The sequence below is a fragment of the Bradyrhizobium betae genome (genome assembly GCF_050632175.1).
GTDB classification, from domain to species: domain Bacteria; phylum Pseudomonadota; class Alphaproteobacteria; order Rhizobiales; family Xanthobacteraceae; genus Bradyrhizobium; species Bradyrhizobium betae_B.
Genome location: NZ_CP192576.1, coordinates 5,514,642 through 5,532,387, shown reverse-complemented (window position 1 = coordinate 5,532,387; position 17,746 = coordinate 5,514,642). Strand labels below are relative to the sequence as shown.

The following is a 17,746-nucleotide window of genomic DNA, read 5'->3' as shown; positions in this document are numbered from 1 at the left end:
CGGATATGTCTCCGTCGGCACGGATATCGCGGGCTCCGTCCGCCTACCGGCCGCTCCATTGCGGCCTCGCCGGACTCAAGCCTACCCACGGACGTGTGCCGCATCTGCCGGCCGATACCATGCGCATGGCCGGCCCGATGGGCCGCAGCGTCGACGATATCGCCCGCCTGCTGACCGTGCTGACGCGGCAGGACGAGCGCGACACCTGGAGCCTTCCGGCCGACGGCGTGCGCTATCACGAGCGCCTCGATCGCGACGTGAAGGGATTGAAGGTCGGCGTCCTCACCGACATGGGCTTTGGCATGAAGCCCGAGGCGGTCGTGCGCGAGACCGTCGAGGCGGCCGGACAGCTGCTGGCCGGCGCTGGCGCCAGCGTCGAGCCGTTCATCTCGCCGCTCGATCATGACGCCTACGAGGCCATCGACCTGTTTCTGCAGGTCCGCGGCTATCTCGAATACATTTCCCTGCCCCCACACGGCGACACGCCAGACGATATCAACCCCTACGTTCGCGCGTGGTCGCTGGGCGGAGCGAAGCACTCAGGCCCCGACCTCTACCGCGCCTTGGGCCGGATCGCCAAGATGAAGGCTGCGCTGCTGGGGGCCTTCGAAGGCTGGGACTATGTCATCTCACCGGTCATGCCTGTCGTGAACTTTCCGGCGGAGGAGCCGGGCGTCTCCCGCGAGATGCCGCTCGAGCACACGCTGTTCACGGCCATGTTCAACCAGACCTGCCAGCCCGCCTCCACGGTCAATATGGCGTTCGATTCCCGGCATCTGCCGATCGGCGTGCAGGTCATCGGTCATCGCTTCGATGATCTTGGCGTGCTCCAGGTCACCAAGGCGCTGGAGGATATGCGTCCCGTCAAGATGGACTGGCCGTTCAAACCGCGGCCCTGAGGCTGGTCCGATCTGAGTTTCCATGGCCGGCAACAAAAACATCGAAAACAACCCCATGCACAGTAGAAATGTCAACGCATCCTACGGATTTTACGAAATGGATTTGACGCGTCGGGCAAAACACTGGTAGAGTGCCATCATCACGCTTTGCGAATACGGTTGGCCGAAAGTTCACCCCTGCCCTTGCGGCGAGCAAGTGGTGCGATGACCATAGGCTGCTGGGAGGTCACACGATGGCGCGACGAACGGAGCATCCAAAAGATGCCATTCGGCACGCAGCGGTCATTTACCGCCGACGCCACGCGGCCTGTTCGGCAGCATCGGCCGTATGGCGGTCCATTCATGATCGACGAGTTCGTGGCGTATATCCGAGGTGACTGTTTCAGGGCTTGAATCGCGACGCCTGCATCGCCTTCAACTCGTAATGGTGCGCGGCGGAGTCTCTAGTGCTCTGAGTTTATAACCGCTTTCCGTGCGATAACGGACATGGCGAGACTTGCTTCCGGTTCGCTTCGGTCGCGAATGACCCAATGCAGAAGTGCGGGACCCCTCTGTTGGCGCTTTCGCTCTTCCGTGGAATCCATCTAATCTTCCGAAAAGCTTGGGCGGGGGCATTCATGGGCGGAATTGCGGCACCTCAATTTATCGTTTTTGCTTGTGACGAGTCTGGTGCGAAGGGCTACGCTGACCGCGATGAACAGTCGCCCGGTGAAGTCGGCGTATTCGCAGGCATTATGGTGCCGGGCGAACTTTTGGCCGGCGCACAGTCTCAATTTGATGCCATCGCCAAGAAGTATGAAACGAGCGCTGGCAAGGTTCACATCACCGATCTTGCACCTGAGCAACAAGGACAGCTGCGTAAGGAATTTTTTGATTTGATCGAGCAGCTACGTCTGCCTTGCTTTTTCGAAGCGACGTACGTTGCCGGCTTCCATGCTTATTTTCTACGCGTGCAGGCTATGATCGAGGAGGCTAGGGCGCAGCGCCGCTCGTCTCTCAAATTGAGCGGAAACGCGCCGCAGCCTGAGAGCCTCCACGAGCAGCTATTTTTTGGTCTCTATTCCAAGCTACTTGCCTTCTGCATGGAACGGGGAAGGACGCTTCTACATATCGAAGTGCGCACCGATCAAGTTGACAAGTCTATCTTCAAGAACTTTCAAGAATTGGCAAAAAGTCTGTTGAACTACGGCGCGACGATCCAAACGGTGACCGGATTCGATCCAGTCAGCAAGAAGGTAATAAAGGGAACAGTCGCCACAGGGCAACATCGCCTACTCAACAGCTGCCGATTACAATTGCTCAGCTCGACTTGAAATCGATCACGTCGCTCGATGGTTTGGTACTCGCCGCCGACGTGCTAGCAAACAGCGTCGCATATCACTATCGAACGCGCAGGCGAACAGAGCGCTATCGACGCTTGAATAAGCCCGAAGCGCTCGAGGATCATCCTCTGTTTATGTCTCTCGATACATACCGGAATTGGGATCCCTTAGATGTTTCCGATACGCTGTACGCTCATCCCTGCAACCCAGACAGCATTCGGCTACTGTCACTCTGGCCAAAACTGTTGCAGCATGTCAGGTGTGCATATCGGGAGCTGCGGCTGGTTCTTTTCGGACGCCTTTAATGGGGTAAAACTCGTTAAGGTGAAGAAATTCGGAGTACCGGCTTCTGGCCCTTGGCATACCCTTGGCTCTTCGGGCGCACCACCGACGTTCTGGAGGCCACCTCTTTCATGGTTTGATCACCCGGACACAGAGGTCCGATGATGTGGGTATGGGTTACTGATAAGCTCCGGTGCGGCTGGCAATTCTTAGTGTCGCTATTTCGGAAAAAGTCGATGACGGAGTTGCAATTCGAGGACATTGAGACGACGCACCACCACGAGGAAAGGTTGCGCGAGGAGAGCATGGCATTGGTGCGCGCTGCCCCAGAAATGGCACGACGACTGGAAATGATACAAAAACTTATGTCGCTGATTTTTGTCTACACTATCGACTACAAATCTCAGTCCGAGGACGAGATTACAATGCAGATGCTGGGCGTGCGGCTGTTCAATGCGGCCTCATCCGGTATCAAGCTTGCCCTCTCCGGCTACTACCAGACGGCATTTCATCAAGCGCGCGACATCCTAGAGGTTGGCTATCTCATGGACTATTTCCGCACGTCACCGGCTGAGCGGGGCGTGTGGAAGAAAGCAGACAGAAAAGAGCGCAGGGACAAATTCGATCCCGTAAAGATCAGGATTGCGCTCGATGCGCGAGACGGCGACACGACGAAGAAGCGGGCGGAGGAATACAACAAGCTTTCCGAACTGGCGTCTCATGCAAATTACGGCGGCTTCCGCTTGACGAGCCGAGGCCAATTCGCAGAGTTGGGGCCGTTCATCGATAGAAAATTTCTGATCGCGTGGCTGGAGGAAATGGTCCTGCGGCTCGGTCCTACGGCCGTTATGTATGCCAACCAATTTCCCAATGCAGATCCGCAACTCATCCACTTCTTCCAGGAGGTCGGGACAGAGCTTGTGCAGGGTTATATGCGCAAACCTCATTCGGAGGGCGCCTAGAGGAGCCCAAATGCGACACTTAGAAGCTTGGCTTGGCGTTCTCGCAGGCGCTAGCTTCTGGTCCACTGCGTCGTTTCGCTGCTACGTAACAATAACTCAGCTATCGGGGCATAGCGGACACTGACAAGCTGTCCGTCCAGTCGGTTGGAATACACGCCCTGCCTCTAGGCCGCCGCCTGCGCCCGATCGCCATCGAGAAGATGGCAGGCGGCAAGGCGCCCGGGTGAATGCTCGACGAGCCTTGGCGTCTCCACCCGGCAACGGCCGAAGGCCTTCGGGCAGCGCGAGGCGAAGCTGCAGCCGGCCGGGATGTCGATCGGGCTGGGCGGCTCGCCCTCCAGCAGGAAGTCGGAGGGATCAAACGGCTTCTGCTCCAGCGTCGGGGCGGCCGACAACAACGCCTTTGTATAGGGATGCTGCGGATCGAAGAACAGATGGTGGTTGTCGGCAATCTCGACCATCTCGCCGAGATACATCACCGCGATCCGCGTGCACACCTTCCGCACCATGGCGAGATCGTGCGAGATGAAGACGTAGGTGAGGTCGTTCTTTTCCTGCAATTTCGAGAACAGCTCGATCAGCCTGCCCTGCTCGCGCTGGTCCAGCGCCGACAGGGTCTCGTCGAGGATCAGGAGCTTGGGATCGAGAATCAGGGCTCGTGCGATCGAAATGCGCTGGCGCTCGCCGGTCGAGAGCGCGTTCGGCAACTGATCGTACAGTTCGGCGGCAAGACCGACTTCGGCCATCGCCGCGATCACCCGCTTCCGCAAATCGGCGCGCGGGATCCGGCCCCGGATCAGGAGACTTTCCTCGATCATGCGGCCGACCGTGGTGCGCGGCGGCAAGGCATTGTAGGGATCCTGCAGGAGAAGCTGGAACTCGTTGCGCTTGCGGATCAGGTCGCGCGATGACAGCGCGCCGAGCGAAGTCCCGTTCAAGACGATGCTGCCGCTGTCGGGCGTCTCCAGCCAGGCCAGCAGGCGGGTCAGGGTCGACTTGCCGCAGCCGGACTCGCCGACGATGCCGAAATTCTCGCGCGGCATGATGTCGAGCGTCACGCCGCGCACGGCTTGCACGCTGCTGTAGGTGTTGAATGTGCCGCGCTTGCGGGCACGATAGGTGCGATGGACATTCTCCACCTTCATCAACGGGATCTCGCCTTGAGCCTGCCGGCGGGCCAGCGGTCCCTCCGCCGTCTCCCACATCCGCGGCACGCTCGCGATGGCCTTGCGCGTGTAGTCGGATTGCGGTGCAGCCAGCAGTTCGGCGAAGGCCTGTTGCTCGACGAATCGGCCCTGGTACAGCACGGCCGTCCGGTCGCCGAACTGACCGAGAGTCGGCAAGGAGGAGGACAGATAGATCGTCGCCATCTTGTGCCGCGTGCAGAGGTCGTGGAGCAAGGCCACGATCTGCGCGGCGATGGTGACGTCCAGCGGCTGGGTCACGTTGTCGGCGATGAGCACGGCGGGTTCGGCGCAAATGGCGTCGACGATCATCGCCCGCTGCATCATGCCGCCGGAGAATTTCGACGGGTAGTCCCAGTAGCGCTCCTTCGGCGAAGGAATTCGGACCTCGCCGAGAAGCTGCATGACCCGGTCCCGGCATTCCCGGCCATTCCATTCAGGCCTGACGCTGTGCAGCTTCTCCGCGATCTGGACGCCGACCGGCACGGTCGGATCGAGCGAGCTCTGCGGCTTGGAGCCGATATAGGCGATGTCACGCCCGATCCGGACCTCCCGCGCCCCGGCGCCGAGGATGTCATGACCGGCGAAGGCGACCCGACCGGCGCGATAGTCCAGGCTCTCCGGCAACCAGTTCGCCAGCGCGCGGCTGAGTACCGTTTTGCCCGCGCCGCTCTCGCCATAGATGCCGAAAATCTCCGACGTGCTGAGGCGGAAGCTGATGTGATCGAGGATCGGAGCCGCACCCGGTGTCGTGGCACCGACCGTGAGATCGTCTATCTGGAGAATGAGCGAGAGATCCATCTCAGAGACCTCCATAGATGCGATTGCGCGCCTTTTCCAGCGCCGAACCCATGAGGTTGATCGAGGTGAGCGCGACGGCGAGGAAGATGCCCGGGATCGTTCCGATCCACCAGGCATTGAGCAGATATTTACGGGAATCGGCGATGATGCTGCCAAAGCTCGGAGTCGGCGGCTGAATGCCGAGCCCGAGGAAGCCCAGGATCGCCTCGAAGATCATCATGCGGGCGACATCGAGCACCGCGACGAACGCGATCGGCGGCAGGATGTTGGGCGCCGCGAACAGCAGCAGGATACGCCAGTCCCCGGCCCCAAGCACGCGCAAGCCGCGGACATATTCCTTGCCGCGTTCGGCGACCGCGGCACTGCGGGCCACGCGCGCGTAGAGCGGCCAGCCGGACAGCGCCAGCACGATGATGATGGTCGGGACCGTCGGCCGCGACACGCCGAGAATGGTGATCGCCAGGATGATCATCGGAATCGAGAGCTGGGCGTCGGTGATCCGCATGATGACGGTGTCCCACCACTTGCCCTTGAAGCCCGCGAACAGGCCGAGGCCACAGCCGATGACGAAGATCAGGATCACGGTGACGACGCCAACCAGCAGCGAATAGCGCAAGCCTATCAGGCTACGCATCAGGATGTCGCGGCCGAGTTGATCGGTGCCGAGCACGTGATCCCAGGTCCATTTGTCACCGAGGTAGACCGGCGCCAGGAATTTGTCCTTCACCACCATTTTGGTGGCGCTGACCGAGGACACTTCGGGATAGATCGCGGACGCGAGCAGCAGCGCAAGGAAGACGAAGAAGCCAATCTTGAAGCTCGACATGCCCCATGCCGCAGCCAGGATCCGCCGGTTGACGGACCGGATGCGGGCCAGTCGGGGTTCCAGCTCCGCTGCAATGACCGTGGTGGCCGTCATGGTCAAATCTCCACGCGAGGATCGATCAGATAGGCGACCAGATCCACGATGATATTGATGAAGACGAACACCGCGCTGGTCGTGATGGCGATGCCCTGGATCACCGGGAAATCGCGCCCGACGACGGACACGACGGTCAGATTGCCGAGGCCCGGATAATCGAAGATGTATTCGATCACCAGCACTCCGCCGATCAGGCTCGAGAGCTGGATGCCGAGCAAATTGACCAGCGGCACCGCGGCATTACGCAGCGCATGGGAATAGACGATGCGGCGGCGCGACAGGCCGCGAACCCGGGCTTCGTCAATGAACGGTGCCTGCATCACCTCGCCGAGTGACGTCGTCAGCGTCCTGATGATGAAGGGAGCGATCTCCACCGCCAGCACCAGGGCCGGCAGAATGACATAGGAGAAGCCCTGGTAACCGAGCGCCGGAAGCAGCTTCAGCTTGATCGACAGAAACAGGATCAGAACGATCGCGAGCCAGAAATTCGGAATCGACACGAACAGCGACTGCATGCCGAACGCCAGTGCGTTCTGCCAGCCGTGCTGATGCAGGCCGCCGGCTATTCCGACCGGAAACGAGATCAGCAGCGCGAACAACAAGGCCATGCCGCCCAATTGCAGCGTGAACGGCAAGCGTTCGAGAATGAGGTCGGTCACCAGTGCCATGTCCGACTTGGTCGGATCGACATATTGCCCGCCTGCCGCAATCATGCCGCTACGCGGCCGAAGATAGGATTGCCCGAGGTCACCCCGGAGCAGGCCGCGCATATAGCGGCCGTATTGAACGATGATGGGATCGCGCAGCCCCATCTTGGTCGCCACCTGCTCGACCACATCGGGCGGCGCCATGCCGCCGACGATCAAACGGACGGGATCGCCTGGCACCACGCGCAGCAGCGTAAAGATGATCAACGAGGTGATGACGACGATCAGGAGGCCCTGCGCGATCCGCTTGACCAGGAATTCCAGGATCAACATCGGGAAGAGCTACCCTTGCATTCGTCGGAAATTCCGGCTGGCCGGGTCGTCCGACCTGCACCCGACCCGAGAAACCGATAGGTCGGACAGATCCGACCTACATCGGACCTAAGAAAGCCGGCAGGTCGGACAAGCCCGACCTGCCGGAGCAATCATCATGCCAGTGTGGCTTTGGTCATGTCCTGCATGCCATTCGGATAGATGTAGAGGCCGTCGAGCTTCTTGCTGTAGGCGTGGATGAAGACCGACGTGAACAGCGCGAGTGCCGGCGCCTTCCTGGCGATGGTCGGCAGCGTCTCGGTCTGGAGGATCTTCTTGCGTTCTTCGATGGAGGTCGCGTTCCGCTCCTTGTCGAGCACCGCGTCAATGTCCTTGTCGACGATTCCGGTGATACGCTTGGACGAGGAATGGAAGTGGGTGCGCAGCACCAGATCGGGCTCGGGCGAACCCGTGCACCAGCCGCAGTCGATCATGTTGCCTTCGCCGCCGCCGGGCTTGTCATAAAGCAGATTGCCCCAAGCCGCGACCTCAAGCGTCTGAAGATTGACCTTGAAGCCCTGTTCCTGAAGCATGCCGGTGATCAGCTCGGCATATTCCTTGGTCTTCGGATAGAACCCGACAGACGTGTAATAGGTGAGTTCGGGAAGGCCCTGGCCCTTCGGGAAGCCGGCTTCCGCCAACAGCTTCTGGGCCTTTGCCGGATCGAACTCCGGATATTCGGCAACCTCCGTATAGCCGAACTTCACTGGCGAGATGTGCGCCTTGGAATAGGTTCCGGAGACGCCGAGAATTTCAAGGATCTGCTTGCGGTCGATCGAATGGCACGCCGCGAGACGGACGCGGGGATCGTCGAACGGCTTCTTGGAGCAGCGGAAGAATAGATACTTGTTCTCGACCGACACCGCCTTGTGAATGTTGAAGCGCGCATCCTTGGAAATCGTCTCGACCTGCTCCTGCTCCAGCCGTTCGATGATATCCGCCGAGCCATTCAGCAACGATAGCGTCCGGGTCGTGGTGTCGCCGACGAAATGATATTCGACGCCGGGAATCTTCGGCGCGCCGAGGAAGAAGTCGGAGTTGGCGGCGAGAACGGTCGTGTCGCCCTTCTGCTCGACATATTTGTACGGCCCAGTGCCGTTCATGCGAGCCGACAGCTGCGCCTTGTTGGCAATGTCCTTGGCGGACATGATCGGCAAGAACGAGGAGAGATAATAGTAGAGCGCCGCCGGATAGCCGTGCGCCTTGGTGTTGATGCGGCAGGTGAAATCGTCGACGACGTCGACGGTGACGAGTCCCGGATACCATTGCGCCGGCCGGTCGGGCAGACAGCCATATTCATAAGTCGCCTTGACGTCGGCTGCCGTAAACGGCGTGCCGTCATGAAACTTGACGCCCTTCCGCAGCTTCACTTCCATCGTTGAGGCATCGATGGGCGTCATCGACTCAGCCAGCTCGAAGATCAACTCATCCGGCTTGTCCGGCTTCATCGGCGCCCGCGTCAAATAGCCGAACACGAACCCTTCGACGATGAGCTGACCAAGATTGGTGTGCGTGGTCGGATCCCAATTGCCGCTCAACGCCTCCGCACCGAGAAATCGCAGCGCCTTGCCTTCGGCGGCAAAAGCCGAGTTCATCAGAAAATCGGGATTGACCCGTCCGAAGCCCAACGCTGCGGCACCGGCAAGCCCACCTAACATCACGTCTCTGCGGTTGATCATGTCCTATCCCTCGATGATTTTGGCAACGCTGAAACTGCTGCCGAGGGCGCGGGGCACTCAGCCGTTTCGATCGTCTCGCGCAACTTGCCGTAACTTGCAAAGCGTAGACCAAAGGCCGCGCTTGCCCGATTCCTGTTGCTCCACAATTCCGTTGCTGACACTCCCGGGGGCGAACATTGCGCACGGTGTCTCCCGATCACCTGGAGCCTACCGCCCAACTCCGAGGCAGAAGCGCCTTTCCACTGTGCAGGACAGCAATGATGGACGCTCGGAACAGCGGTTGGGAGACGGCAAACCTATAATTTCCGCGTTTGAAATGAGCGGAATCCAGGCCTTGAAAATACTAGCCTTGAAAACACAGGAGTTCCCGACCATTCGCGGCATCATCTCGGACCTCGACGGCGTCGCCTATCGAGGCGACACCGCGATCCCAAGTTCGGTAACAGCGTTTCGCACCTGGCATGAGCAGGGCATGCCGTATGCGTTCGTCACCAACAATTCGACGAAATCCGCCGCGCAGTTTGCAGCAAAGCTGGCAGGCATCGGCATTCCGGCAGAGCCGGAGCAGGTCTTCAACACCATCTCGGCGGCAACCGCCCTGCTCGCAAGGCGCTGGCCGCGAGGCACTTCGGTCTATGCGATCGGCGAACAGCCGTTGTTCGCGGCCATCGAGGCTGCCGGCTACGATCTGGCCGCCGCGGATCCGGAGGTCGTGGTGCTCGGCTTCGATTCGACGCTCGACTACGCCAAGCTGCGAACCGCGATCCGCGCCGCCCTGGCGGGAGCGACGATCATTGCGACCAATCCCGATGTCCTCACGCCCGTGCACGATGGATATGACCCTTGCGTCGGCGTGCTGACCGCAGCGGTGATCGCTGCCGTACCAAGCGTGACGCCAATCGTCGTCGGCAAGCCACATCCGTTCCTGATCGAGCAGGCGCTCGAATATCTCGGAACGGCAAAGCACGAAACGATCATGATCGGCGACCAGCTCGCCACAGACATCGCGGCCGGCAACGCTGCGGGCCTGCGCTCCATCCTGCTCGCCAGCGACGTGCCGTTCAATTCAGCGACAGATGTTATCCCCCATCGCGTCATATCGACTCTTCTCGATCTCTTCGACGCGACTCCCGGGTCGGCCGGCCCACTCTCGTGATGACACCCTCAGGTTCGGTTGCGTCGGGCCGGCACGTGCACGTCTCGAGTCGCGCGCGCAAGATATTCACATAAGGCCAGCTCTGTCCCTGCCCCACATTGCCGTGGCCTCGACAGACAATCTGCTACGTCTGCGCGGCGCCAGCGGGTCGATTTGAGCGACCAGAGGTGATGATGCCCGGACTCGTCACGAAGGAACGCGCTCCAGGCTCTAGGCCACCTCAATCAGGCCCGGCGCATTCACGCCCGCCGCGGCGATCCGCACCTGCACGTCCTTGGGTTTGGCCAGATATGGAGCCGACGTCACCAGGACATCGGCGCCGGCCCGCGCATAAGCTGCGGCATTGCCGGCGTTGACGCCGCCGGCGGCGGCGATGATGGGCCGGGTGCTTCGATAGGCCATCGCCGCGATCCGTTGCACCAGCGCCGCGATGTCGTCAGGCGTGAATTTCTCGGCCTGGATCACGTCGAAGCCGGCGACCGCCGCAGCCAACGCGCCTTCCTTCGTCGTCACCTCGACGACAATTCTCTTCTCCGGCGCCGAAACGCGCAAGCGCTCGACCACCTGGAACAGGGGCACGTCGCCGAGAAAGGCCCGATGCTCTGGAAACACCAGCACCGTTTCCGAGAGCCCAAGACGATGCATGACCGCGCCGCCCGCCTTCACCGCAGCCGCAGCGAAGCGCTTGGTGCCGGGGATGTTCTTGCGCGTGCAGGCGACCGCGATACGCGGCGAAACGGCGCGGGCCGCATCGACGATGGCGCGGCTCTCGGTCGCCACGCCCGACCATATCTCGATCAGGGTCTGCGCCACCTTCCAGCCTCGCAGCAACGCCGCGGCCGGACCGCGGGCTTCAAGGATCGGCGCGCCCTGCCCAAGCGCGGCGCCCGATGAGGCCAACAACTCCACGCTGCCGCCGGCGAGCTCGATGATGGCGGCCGCATCCTCGGCGAGCGCCAGCACCATGGGTGCGCGCGCCGAAAAGCGCATGACACCGGAGGCGGCGCCGATCCCCAACGCTTCGGTGGTGAGATCGCCATGAGGGACATCGTCCTCCAGTAAGCGTTCCAGCTCGGCGCGCGATGCAACGGTGACCATGTGACGCTCCAATCTCCGCAACCATGTCCACTTGCGGACGTGTTTTGTCGGGAAGCCGACAAGGCCTATCGGCCTCTGCGCCGCCGCCGGCGAAAAGCACCTGGCTTTTCGGTCGTTCTAGCAAGGCCCGCACCAGATTTGCGCGGGCACACCCGGCACGCCGATTGCTGAGATGATTCTTGCCGGCACGACCCCGGCAATTCGGCTGCGCTCGGAGCGTTCAACGGACAACGGAGTTTCTCGGTGAAGTTCATCCGCTCGCTCGGCATCGGCATCGGCCTGATCTTCATCGCCTCCGGTGCAGCATCTCGCTGGGCCGGGCATCCGATCGCGCGATCGGTAGTATAGCGCCGCCTGCACCAGAGCGGCCTAACCATTGCTCAACTCATGATACAGGCGTACCAAGCGAAGCAAGGACCACAGCCATGCCTATTGATTTCGCAGAGATCGACCCGAACCGCGTTGCGGCCATTCTCTACCGACCGCAAGACGACCTTGACGCTTTGCTCGCCGACTTCGCGCAAGACCTGGTGCGGACGGGTGAGCGCATCGGCGGTATCGTCCAGCGCAACATCAAGGACGGAGGCGGCTGCCAGGTCGGCATGCAGGCGATCGACCTCATGACCGGCCGCGAGATCTCGATCTGCCAGCCGCTCGGCAGCGGTGCCATGGCGTGCAAACTGGATGCCGCAGGTCTTGCCGACGCGTCCGTCGCGGTCGCAAGCGCGATCACGCAGGATGTCGACCTGATCGTGATCAACAAGTTCTCCAAGCAGGAAGCCGCCGGACAAGGGCTGCGCGACGAGCTCGCCGACGCCATCGCCGCCGGTATTCCCGTGCTGACCGCCGTGCCCGAAAAATGTCTGGAGGCCTGGATCAGCTTTACCGGCGGGATCGGCACGACGCTGCTCTGCGAGCGTCAGGTCATCGAAGCATGGTGGCAGGACCTTTCTTCGCGCATGAAGCGCATGCGCGAAGATGAGGCTGCGGACTCGCCCGCCGACCCGTCGACTATTTACCGATCATCACATCCGACGACTTGATCACGGCCGAAACAGTGTCGCCCACTTTCAGGGCGAGATCATCGACCGCTTCGTTGGTGATGGCCGAAAACACCACAAGACCCGGCGCGAGTTCGACCTTCACGTGCGCAGTCGTCGTGCCTTTGGTCACGGCGACGACGCGACCCGGCAAAATATTGCGTGCACTGAGCTTCATTTGCTATTCGTCTTCTTGCGACGGCGTCTGTCTCCGTCGTGCAATGTTTTGTATGCAAGATCGTGGCCTTCGCGAGTCGGCTTTCAATCGTCACAATTCCGACGATTGGCAGCGGGCCCGGATGGCATATCGCTTGCTTGCGAACACTACGATCGAATCCCAAAAGGTTGAAAAGTTATGCTTGGAATTGGAAGTCAACTACCGTCGTTCGAAGTCGTCGGCGTGAAGCCCGGATTTGAAGTTCAGGAAGAGAAGGGTGAGAGCGCGTTCGAGACGCTGACCGAAAAGAGCTTTCCAGGAAAATGGAAGATCGTGTTCTTCTATCCGAAGGATTTCACTTTCGTTTGCCCGACCGAGATCGCCGAATTTGCTCGTCTCGCGAAAGATTTCGAGGATCGCGATGCCGTCGTGCTCGGCGGATCGACCGACAACGAGTTCTGCAAGCTGGCCTGGCGGCGCGACCACAAGGATCTGCGCAAGCTGCCGATCTGGCAGTTCGCCGACACCAGGGGATCGCTGGTCGACGGTCTCGGCGTCCGTTCGCCGGATGGCGTTGCCTATCGCTACACATTCGTGGTCGATCCCGACAACACGATCCAGCATGTCTATGCCACCAACCTCAATGTCGGCCGCAGCCCCAAGGATACGTTGCGCGTGCTCGACGCGCTACAGACCGACGAACTCTGCCCCTGCAACCGCGAGGTCGGCGGCGAGACGCTGAAGGTCGCCTGACAGCAGCCATGTCGATTGATCAACTGAAGGACATGGTCCCGGACTTCGCCAAGGACGTGAGGCTCAATCTTTCGTCCATGGTGGCCGACGAGAGCCTGGGCGAGCAAACCAGATATGGCTTGTTCCTCGCGGCCGCGGTCGCGACGCGCAATCCAGCGGTGATTGCCGGGTTCCAAGCGCTCGCGGCCGACAGGCTGACGCCGGCCGCGGTCGCTGCAGCGAAGGCCGCGGCATCGGTCATGGCGATGAACAACATCTACTACCGTTTCGTCCACCTTGCCTCGAACAAGGAATACGGAGCCATGCCGGCACGGCTGCGCATGAACGTGATCGGCAACCCCGGCGTCGACAAGGCCGATTTCGAGCTTTGGTCGCTCGCCGTGTCCGCCATCAATGGCTGCGGCGCCTGCATTGATGCGCACGAGAAGGTCTTGCAGGAGGCCGGCATCGCGGCCGGTACGATCCAGACCGCGGTGCGCTTTGCCGCGATCATCCAGTCGGTTGCGGTCGCCATCGAGGCCGGCGGAGCTGCCGTCCTGACGGCCGCGGAATAGGCCAAGCGACATCCGGACGCCGCCGGCCTCACCGGCGGCGTCCGGATATTCAGCCGAACTTGAACAGCACGCCGTAGCCGCCGCGCGGATAGCTCCACTCGATGTCGCCGCTCTCCTCGCAGATCACCCGGCAGGTGCCGCATTCGACGCAGCCATCGACGGTGACCTCGACCTGCCCCTTGTCGTTGAGCTCATAGCAGCGCGCCGGGCAGGCCTTGAGCATGGTGAGCAGCTGCGGCGACGGTGTCGCGTGCGGTCGCACCTTGATGTGGGCGCGGCCGGCATCGACCAGATAGCGGTTATAGAACAGCTTGTCCTCGACGCGTACGGATGGTTCGATCGACATGATTTTGGTCTCCATCGTTTGTCGCTATGTCGGCTCTCAGCGCCAGGCGCGGGCCAGGCGGAAGGCGTCGCCGAACAACCCGGTCCAGGATCGCGCCTTGATGAAGGATCTCAGCGTCACCTTCTCCTTCTCGATCTTGGGCGTGCCATCGACGCGAAGGAAGTTCTGCATCGCCTTGGAGACGAGTTCCGGATAGGTCAGGAAGAAGTTCTGCGACTGGGTATGCATCAGCGCCGGCATATCCTTGTACTTCTTCAAGTCCTTCATGACGAAGGACTCGTCCAGCATCTTCTTGTAGAGCGCCAGATTGTGCGCCGTCATCGGATCGCGCCGCGACTTGATCTGGAAGATCGCCTCGGCCGCGATCCGGCCGGAGGTCATCGCAAGGTTCGAACCCTCGCGATGAATGGCATTGTTGAGCTGCGCGGCGTCGCCGACCACGACCCAGCCCTCGCCATAGAGCTGCGGAATCGCATTGAAGCCGCCCTCCGGGATCAGGTGGGCGGAATATTCCTTCACCTCCGAGCCTTCGATCAGCGGCGCCACCGACGGGTGCCGCTTGAAGCGATCGAGCAGGCCGTAGGGCGTCTCGCCAGTGCGCTGGAAGTCAGCGACCAGGCAGCCGATGCCGAGCGAGATGCACTCCTGGTTGGCGTAGATGAAGCCCATGCCGGTCATGCCGCGCGAAATGGTGCCGGCGGCCTCGATGACGACGCCTTCGTCGCCGCGAAGGTTGAAGCGCGCCTCAATGGTCTCGCGCGGCAGAAAGTGCATCTCCTTCACCGCGAGCGCCACCTTGTCCGGCTTCGGCCGGTCGCGCAGGCCGGCGCGCGTTCCGAGCAGGCCGTTGACGCCCTCCGCCAGCACGACCACGTCGGCGTGGATCTCGCCGTCAGCGCGATCGGTGCGTACGCCGATCACCTTGCCATAGGCGTCCTGCGCAAGCTCGGTCACCGTGGTCTCGCACAACACCGTCGCGCCGGCTTCGCGGACCCTCGAGGAGAACCATTTGTCGAACTGGGCACGGATGATGGTGTAGCGGTTCGGCTTCTCCTCGTTGAAGTCGTCCGAGCGATAGTGCAATCCGGTGTGCGAGCGGTCGTCCATCATCCAGAAGCGCTGCTCGACCAGATGCCGCTCGAGTGGCGCATCCTCGCGGAAATCCGGGATCAGCTTCTCCAGCATGTCAGCGTAGAGGATGGCGCCTTGCACGTTCTTGGATCCCGAGTATTCTCCGCGCTCGAGCTGCAGAACTTTCAGGCCGCGCTGCGCCAGAGTGAGCGTCGCCGCATTGCCGGCCATCCCGGCCCCGACGACGATGGCGTCGAATTTCTCCTCGATCATGGCGGTCCTCTCCCTAACTTGCGATGCGGTCGCGCGAATGCGGCGACAGCCGCGCGCGGAACGCGGCGGTCAAAGCCGGTAACAGCCTGATGGCGTCGGTGACGATGCCCACATGGGCGAATTCGAAGATCGGCGCGTTTTTGTCGGTGTTGATGGCGACGATGAGGTCGGCGCCCTCGACGCCGACGCGATGCTGGATTGCGCCGGAGATGCCGGCGGCAATATAGAGCTTGGGCCGGATGGTCTTGCCGGTCTGGCCGATCTGCCGGTCGGAGGTGACCCAGCCCTTCTGCACCAGCGGCCGCGAGCAGCCATATTCGGCGCCGATCACGGTCGCGAGCTGGCGCACCAACTGGAAATTCTCCGGCGACCCGAGCCCGAGGCCGCCGGCGACGACCACGTCGGCGTAGGCGAGATTGGACTTGGCGGAGTCGCGATCCGGCAGAAACGACAGCACTTTCGTGACGATATCGTCCTCGACGAGGCCGAGCGGACGGCTGACGATGCGGCCGGTGTCGCGCACCACGCGCTCCGGCATCGGCATCACGCGGGGACGGACTGTCGCCATCTGCGGCCGGTAGTTCAGTGTATAGATCGTGCAGAGCAGCGAGCCGCCGAAGGTCGGCCGCGTTGCTGCCAGCGAGCCGTCCGCATCGACGTCGAGCTCGGTACAATCGGCGGTGAGGCCGGTAAGCAACGTGGTCGCCACCGAGCCCGCCAGATCGCGGCCGAGCGTCGTGGCACCGAGCAGCAGGATCTCCGGCTTGTAGGTGTTGACGACGTCGGTTAGCGCCTTCGTGTAGGATTCGTTGCGATAATCGGCCAGCAGATTGTCTGCGACCATATAGACGAGGTCGGCACCGTAACAGAAGGATTCGGCCGCAGCCTGTTGCGTCGCCTCGCCATCCGGACCGATCACGACAGCGGCGAGATCGACCTTGAGCTTGTCGGCAAGCTTACGGCCGGCCCCCATCAACTCCCAGGAGACCGGATGCACGACGCCGCGCTCCTGCTCGATGAAGACCCAGACATGCTTGTAGGCCTTGAAATGCTCGGGCAGCTCCTTCTTGGTGGAAGCGCGGCCACCGGCGGCCTGAGCGGGAGTTTTCGGTGCGGTGCTCATAGTCGGTACTCCCTTCGCATCAAAATCCACGCGCCAGCGTGGCGAGTTCGGTCTCCAGCGCCGGCTGGCGCTTGAAGATCGCCTCGATCAACGCTTCGGCCGGTTGCTCGCCGACCTCGATCAGATTCGCCTTTTCGCTGCGCGCGGCCGGTGCAAACACCCGCTTGACGATCGTCGGCGATCCCCTGAGTCCGCATTTCGAGATGTCCTCGACGCCTGCATCCTGGGCGCTCCATTTCACGATCGGCGCGCGTGCCGCGCGGAGTGCATCGGCCATGGCGCCACGCCGAATCTGATTGGTCGCTTCCAGCATGGTGACCAGACACGGCAGCCGGGTACGCAAGATCTGCACGCCGCCTTCGGAGCGACGCTCCGCGTCGATCGTACGCGCCTCAAGATCAAGCGCGCTGATCTTCGCGACATAGGTCAGCTGCAACAGGCCGAGCCGCTTGGCGATGCCAGGACCGACCTGGGCCGTGTCACCATCGATCGTCTGCTTGCCGGTGAAGACCAGATCCGGCGGTCCGAACTCGGTCGAAATCTTCCGGATCGCGGTGGCAAGTGCGTAGGTCGTGGCCAGCGTATCGGCACCCGCGAAGAAGCGATCGGTCAGCAGCACGGCGCGATCGGCGCCAAAGGTCAGCGCTTTGCGCAGCGAGTCTTCGGCGGATGGAGGGCCCATGGTCAGAACGGTGACCTCGCCGCCGAACTTGTCGCGCAGCTCGAGCGCCGCTTCGAGCGCAAACAGATCATAGGGGTTGATGATGGTCGGCACCCCTGGCGCATGACGGTGTTGGTCACGGGATGCACGCGAATCTGCGCGGAATCGGGAACCTGCTTGATGCAGACGACGATGTGCATGCGCTTCTCCAAAGCTTGGCCAGATAGAGGACAGCAAGTGTCGTACCAACTGCCGCGACGAAGAAAATCGATCAGGAGTCCAATGGCTTGCGGTGGCGCGGGGACGAGTTTCCCTTCGGGTGGGCACGACACTCGACACACGCGTCGGAAATCCGACAGGCCTCGACAGACATGATTGCCCCGAGGCAGGCGTCCCAGGGCGCACGCAAGCCCGCCCGCGGATCATTCGCGGCTCCGCTGCACG

General features: G+C 61.7%; 16 protein-coding genes and 2 pseudogenes. 7 read left to right on the top strand and 11 right to left on the bottom strand.

Annotation, left to right across the window (positions count from 1 at the left end; translation table 11 throughout):
• The first annotated feature begins 5 nt into the window (after positions 1-5).
• A complete protein-coding gene (locus ACQ86E_RS26480) occupies positions 6-899 on the top strand; it encodes an amidase family protein (protein WP_431202493.1) in 894 nt (297 codons plus the stop codon).
• Between the two features lie 192 nt (positions 900-1,091).
• Here the strand turns inward: ACQ86E_RS26480 and ACQ86E_RS26475 are convergent.
• A pseudogene (locus ACQ86E_RS26475) lies at positions 1,092-1,220 on the bottom strand (IS5/IS1182 family transposase); the annotation flags it as partial.
• A gap of 296 nt (positions 1,221-1,516) precedes the next feature.
• Between ACQ86E_RS26475 and ACQ86E_RS26470 the strand changes: the two are divergent.
• Together ACQ86E_RS26470 and ACQ86E_RS26465 are read left to right on the top strand one after the other, a co-directional pair.
• Positions 1,517-2,212 (top strand): hypothetical protein, encoded by a 696-nt coding sequence (locus tag ACQ86E_RS26470; protein ID WP_431202492.1) that lies wholly within the window; start codon positions 1,517-1,519, stop codon positions 2,210-2,212.
• Between the two features lie 527 nt (positions 2,213-2,739).
• Positions 2,740-3,465: a hypothetical protein gene (locus ACQ86E_RS26465; protein ID WP_431202491.1), complete on the top strand. Its 726-nt coding sequence runs from the start codon at positions 2,740-2,742 to the stop codon at positions 3,463-3,465.
• Between the two features lie 164 nt (positions 3,466-3,629).
• Here the strand turns inward: ACQ86E_RS26465 and ACQ86E_RS26460 are convergent, their stop codons facing one another.
• The 4 genes from ACQ86E_RS26460 to ACQ86E_RS26445 form a co-directional block, all read right to left on the bottom strand.
• On the bottom strand, positions 3,630-5,450 hold the full coding sequence (locus ACQ86E_RS26460) for an ABC transporter ATP-binding protein (protein WP_431202490.1): 1,821 nt from the start codon (positions 5,448-5,450) through the stop codon (positions 3,630-3,632).
• A 1-nt stretch (position 5,451) separates the two neighbouring features.
• Complete coding sequence (locus tag ACQ86E_RS26455; protein ID WP_431202489.1) at positions 5,452-6,369, bottom strand: ABC transporter permease; 918 nt, start codon at positions 6,367-6,369, stop codon at positions 5,452-5,454.
• Positions 6,370-6,371: 2 nt separating this feature from the next.
• Positions 6,372-7,352 (bottom strand): ABC transporter permease, encoded by a 981-nt coding sequence (locus tag ACQ86E_RS26450; protein ID WP_431202488.1) that lies wholly within the window; start codon positions 7,350-7,352, stop codon positions 6,372-6,374.
• A gap of 155 nt (positions 7,353-7,507) precedes the next feature.
• The gene (locus tag ACQ86E_RS26445) at positions 7,508-9,070 is read right to left on the bottom strand and encodes an ABC transporter substrate-binding protein (RefSeq protein ID WP_431202487.1); all 1,563 of its coding nucleotides are present in this window, start codon (positions 9,068-9,070) and stop codon (positions 7,508-7,510) included.
• Between the two features lie 151 nt (positions 9,071-9,221).
• Between ACQ86E_RS26445 and ACQ86E_RS26440 the strand changes: the two genes are divergently transcribed.
• On the top strand, positions 9,222-10,226 hold the full coding sequence (locus tag ACQ86E_RS26440) for an HAD-IIA family hydrolase (protein ID WP_431202486.1): 1,005 nt from the start codon (positions 9,222-9,224) through the stop codon (positions 10,224-10,226).
• A gap of 210 nt (positions 10,227-10,436) precedes the next feature.
• On the opposite strand, the gene modD is transcribed toward ACQ86E_RS26440, so the two are convergent.
• Complete coding sequence (modD, locus tag ACQ86E_RS26435) at positions 10,437-11,324, bottom strand: ModD protein (RefSeq protein WP_431202485.1); 888 nt, start codon at positions 11,322-11,324, stop codon at positions 10,437-10,439.
• Between the two features lie 425 nt (positions 11,325-11,749).
• On the opposite strand from modD, the gene ACQ86E_RS26430 reads away from it, so the two are divergent.
• Positions 11,750-12,367: a DUF2478 domain-containing protein gene (locus tag ACQ86E_RS26430; RefSeq protein ID WP_431202484.1), complete on the top strand. Its 618-nt coding sequence runs from the start codon at positions 11,750-11,752 to the stop codon at positions 12,365-12,367.
• Here ACQ86E_RS26430 and ACQ86E_RS26425 read toward each other — a convergent pair.
• The gene (locus tag ACQ86E_RS26425) at positions 12,336-12,542 is read right to left on the bottom strand and encodes a TOBE domain-containing protein (protein ID WP_431202483.1); all 207 of its coding nucleotides are present in this window, start codon (positions 12,540-12,542) and stop codon (positions 12,336-12,338) included. The two genes, ACQ86E_RS26430 and ACQ86E_RS26425, sit on opposite strands and share 32 nt — an antisense overlap.
• 177 nt (positions 12,543-12,719) lie before the next feature.
• Between ACQ86E_RS26425 and ACQ86E_RS26420 the strand changes: the two genes are divergently transcribed.
• Positions 12,720-13,274, top strand: coding sequence for a peroxiredoxin (locus ACQ86E_RS26420; RefSeq protein WP_143844449.1), 555 nt, complete (start codon positions 12,720-12,722; stop codon positions 13,272-13,274).
• 8 nt (positions 13,275-13,282) lie between these two features.
• The gene (locus ACQ86E_RS26415; RefSeq protein WP_431202482.1) at positions 13,283-13,828 is read left to right on the top strand and encodes a carboxymuconolactone decarboxylase family protein; all 546 of its coding nucleotides are present in this window, start codon (positions 13,283-13,285) and stop codon (positions 13,826-13,828) included.
• A 49-nt stretch (positions 13,829-13,877) separates the two neighbouring features.
• Here the strand turns inward: ACQ86E_RS26415 and ACQ86E_RS26410 are convergent, their stop codons facing one another.
• The 4 genes and pseudogenes from ACQ86E_RS26410 to ACQ86E_RS26395 all read right to left on the bottom strand — a co-directional run bounded on the left by ACQ86E_RS26410 (position 13,878) and on the right by ACQ86E_RS26395 (position 17,502).
• Positions 13,878-14,174, bottom strand: a complete 297-nt coding sequence (locus ACQ86E_RS26410) for a ferredoxin family protein (protein ID WP_041748971.1) — start codon at positions 14,172-14,174, stop codon at positions 13,878-13,880.
• A 36-nt stretch (positions 14,175-14,210) separates the two neighbouring features.
• Entirely contained in the window at positions 14,211-15,518 is a 1,308-nt protein-coding gene (locus ACQ86E_RS26405; protein WP_431202481.1) for an FAD-dependent monooxygenase, read from the bottom strand.
• Positions 15,519-15,531: 13 nt separating this feature from the next.
• Complete coding sequence (locus tag ACQ86E_RS26400) at positions 15,532-16,641, bottom strand: electron transfer flavoprotein subunit alpha/FixB family protein (RefSeq protein ID WP_431202480.1); 1,110 nt, start codon at positions 16,639-16,641, stop codon at positions 15,532-15,534.
• A 19-nt stretch (positions 16,642-16,660) separates the two neighbouring features.
• A pseudogene (locus ACQ86E_RS26395) lies at positions 16,661-17,502 on the bottom strand (electron transfer flavoprotein subunit beta/FixA family protein).
• Positions 17,503-17,746: the final 244 nt, after the last annotated feature.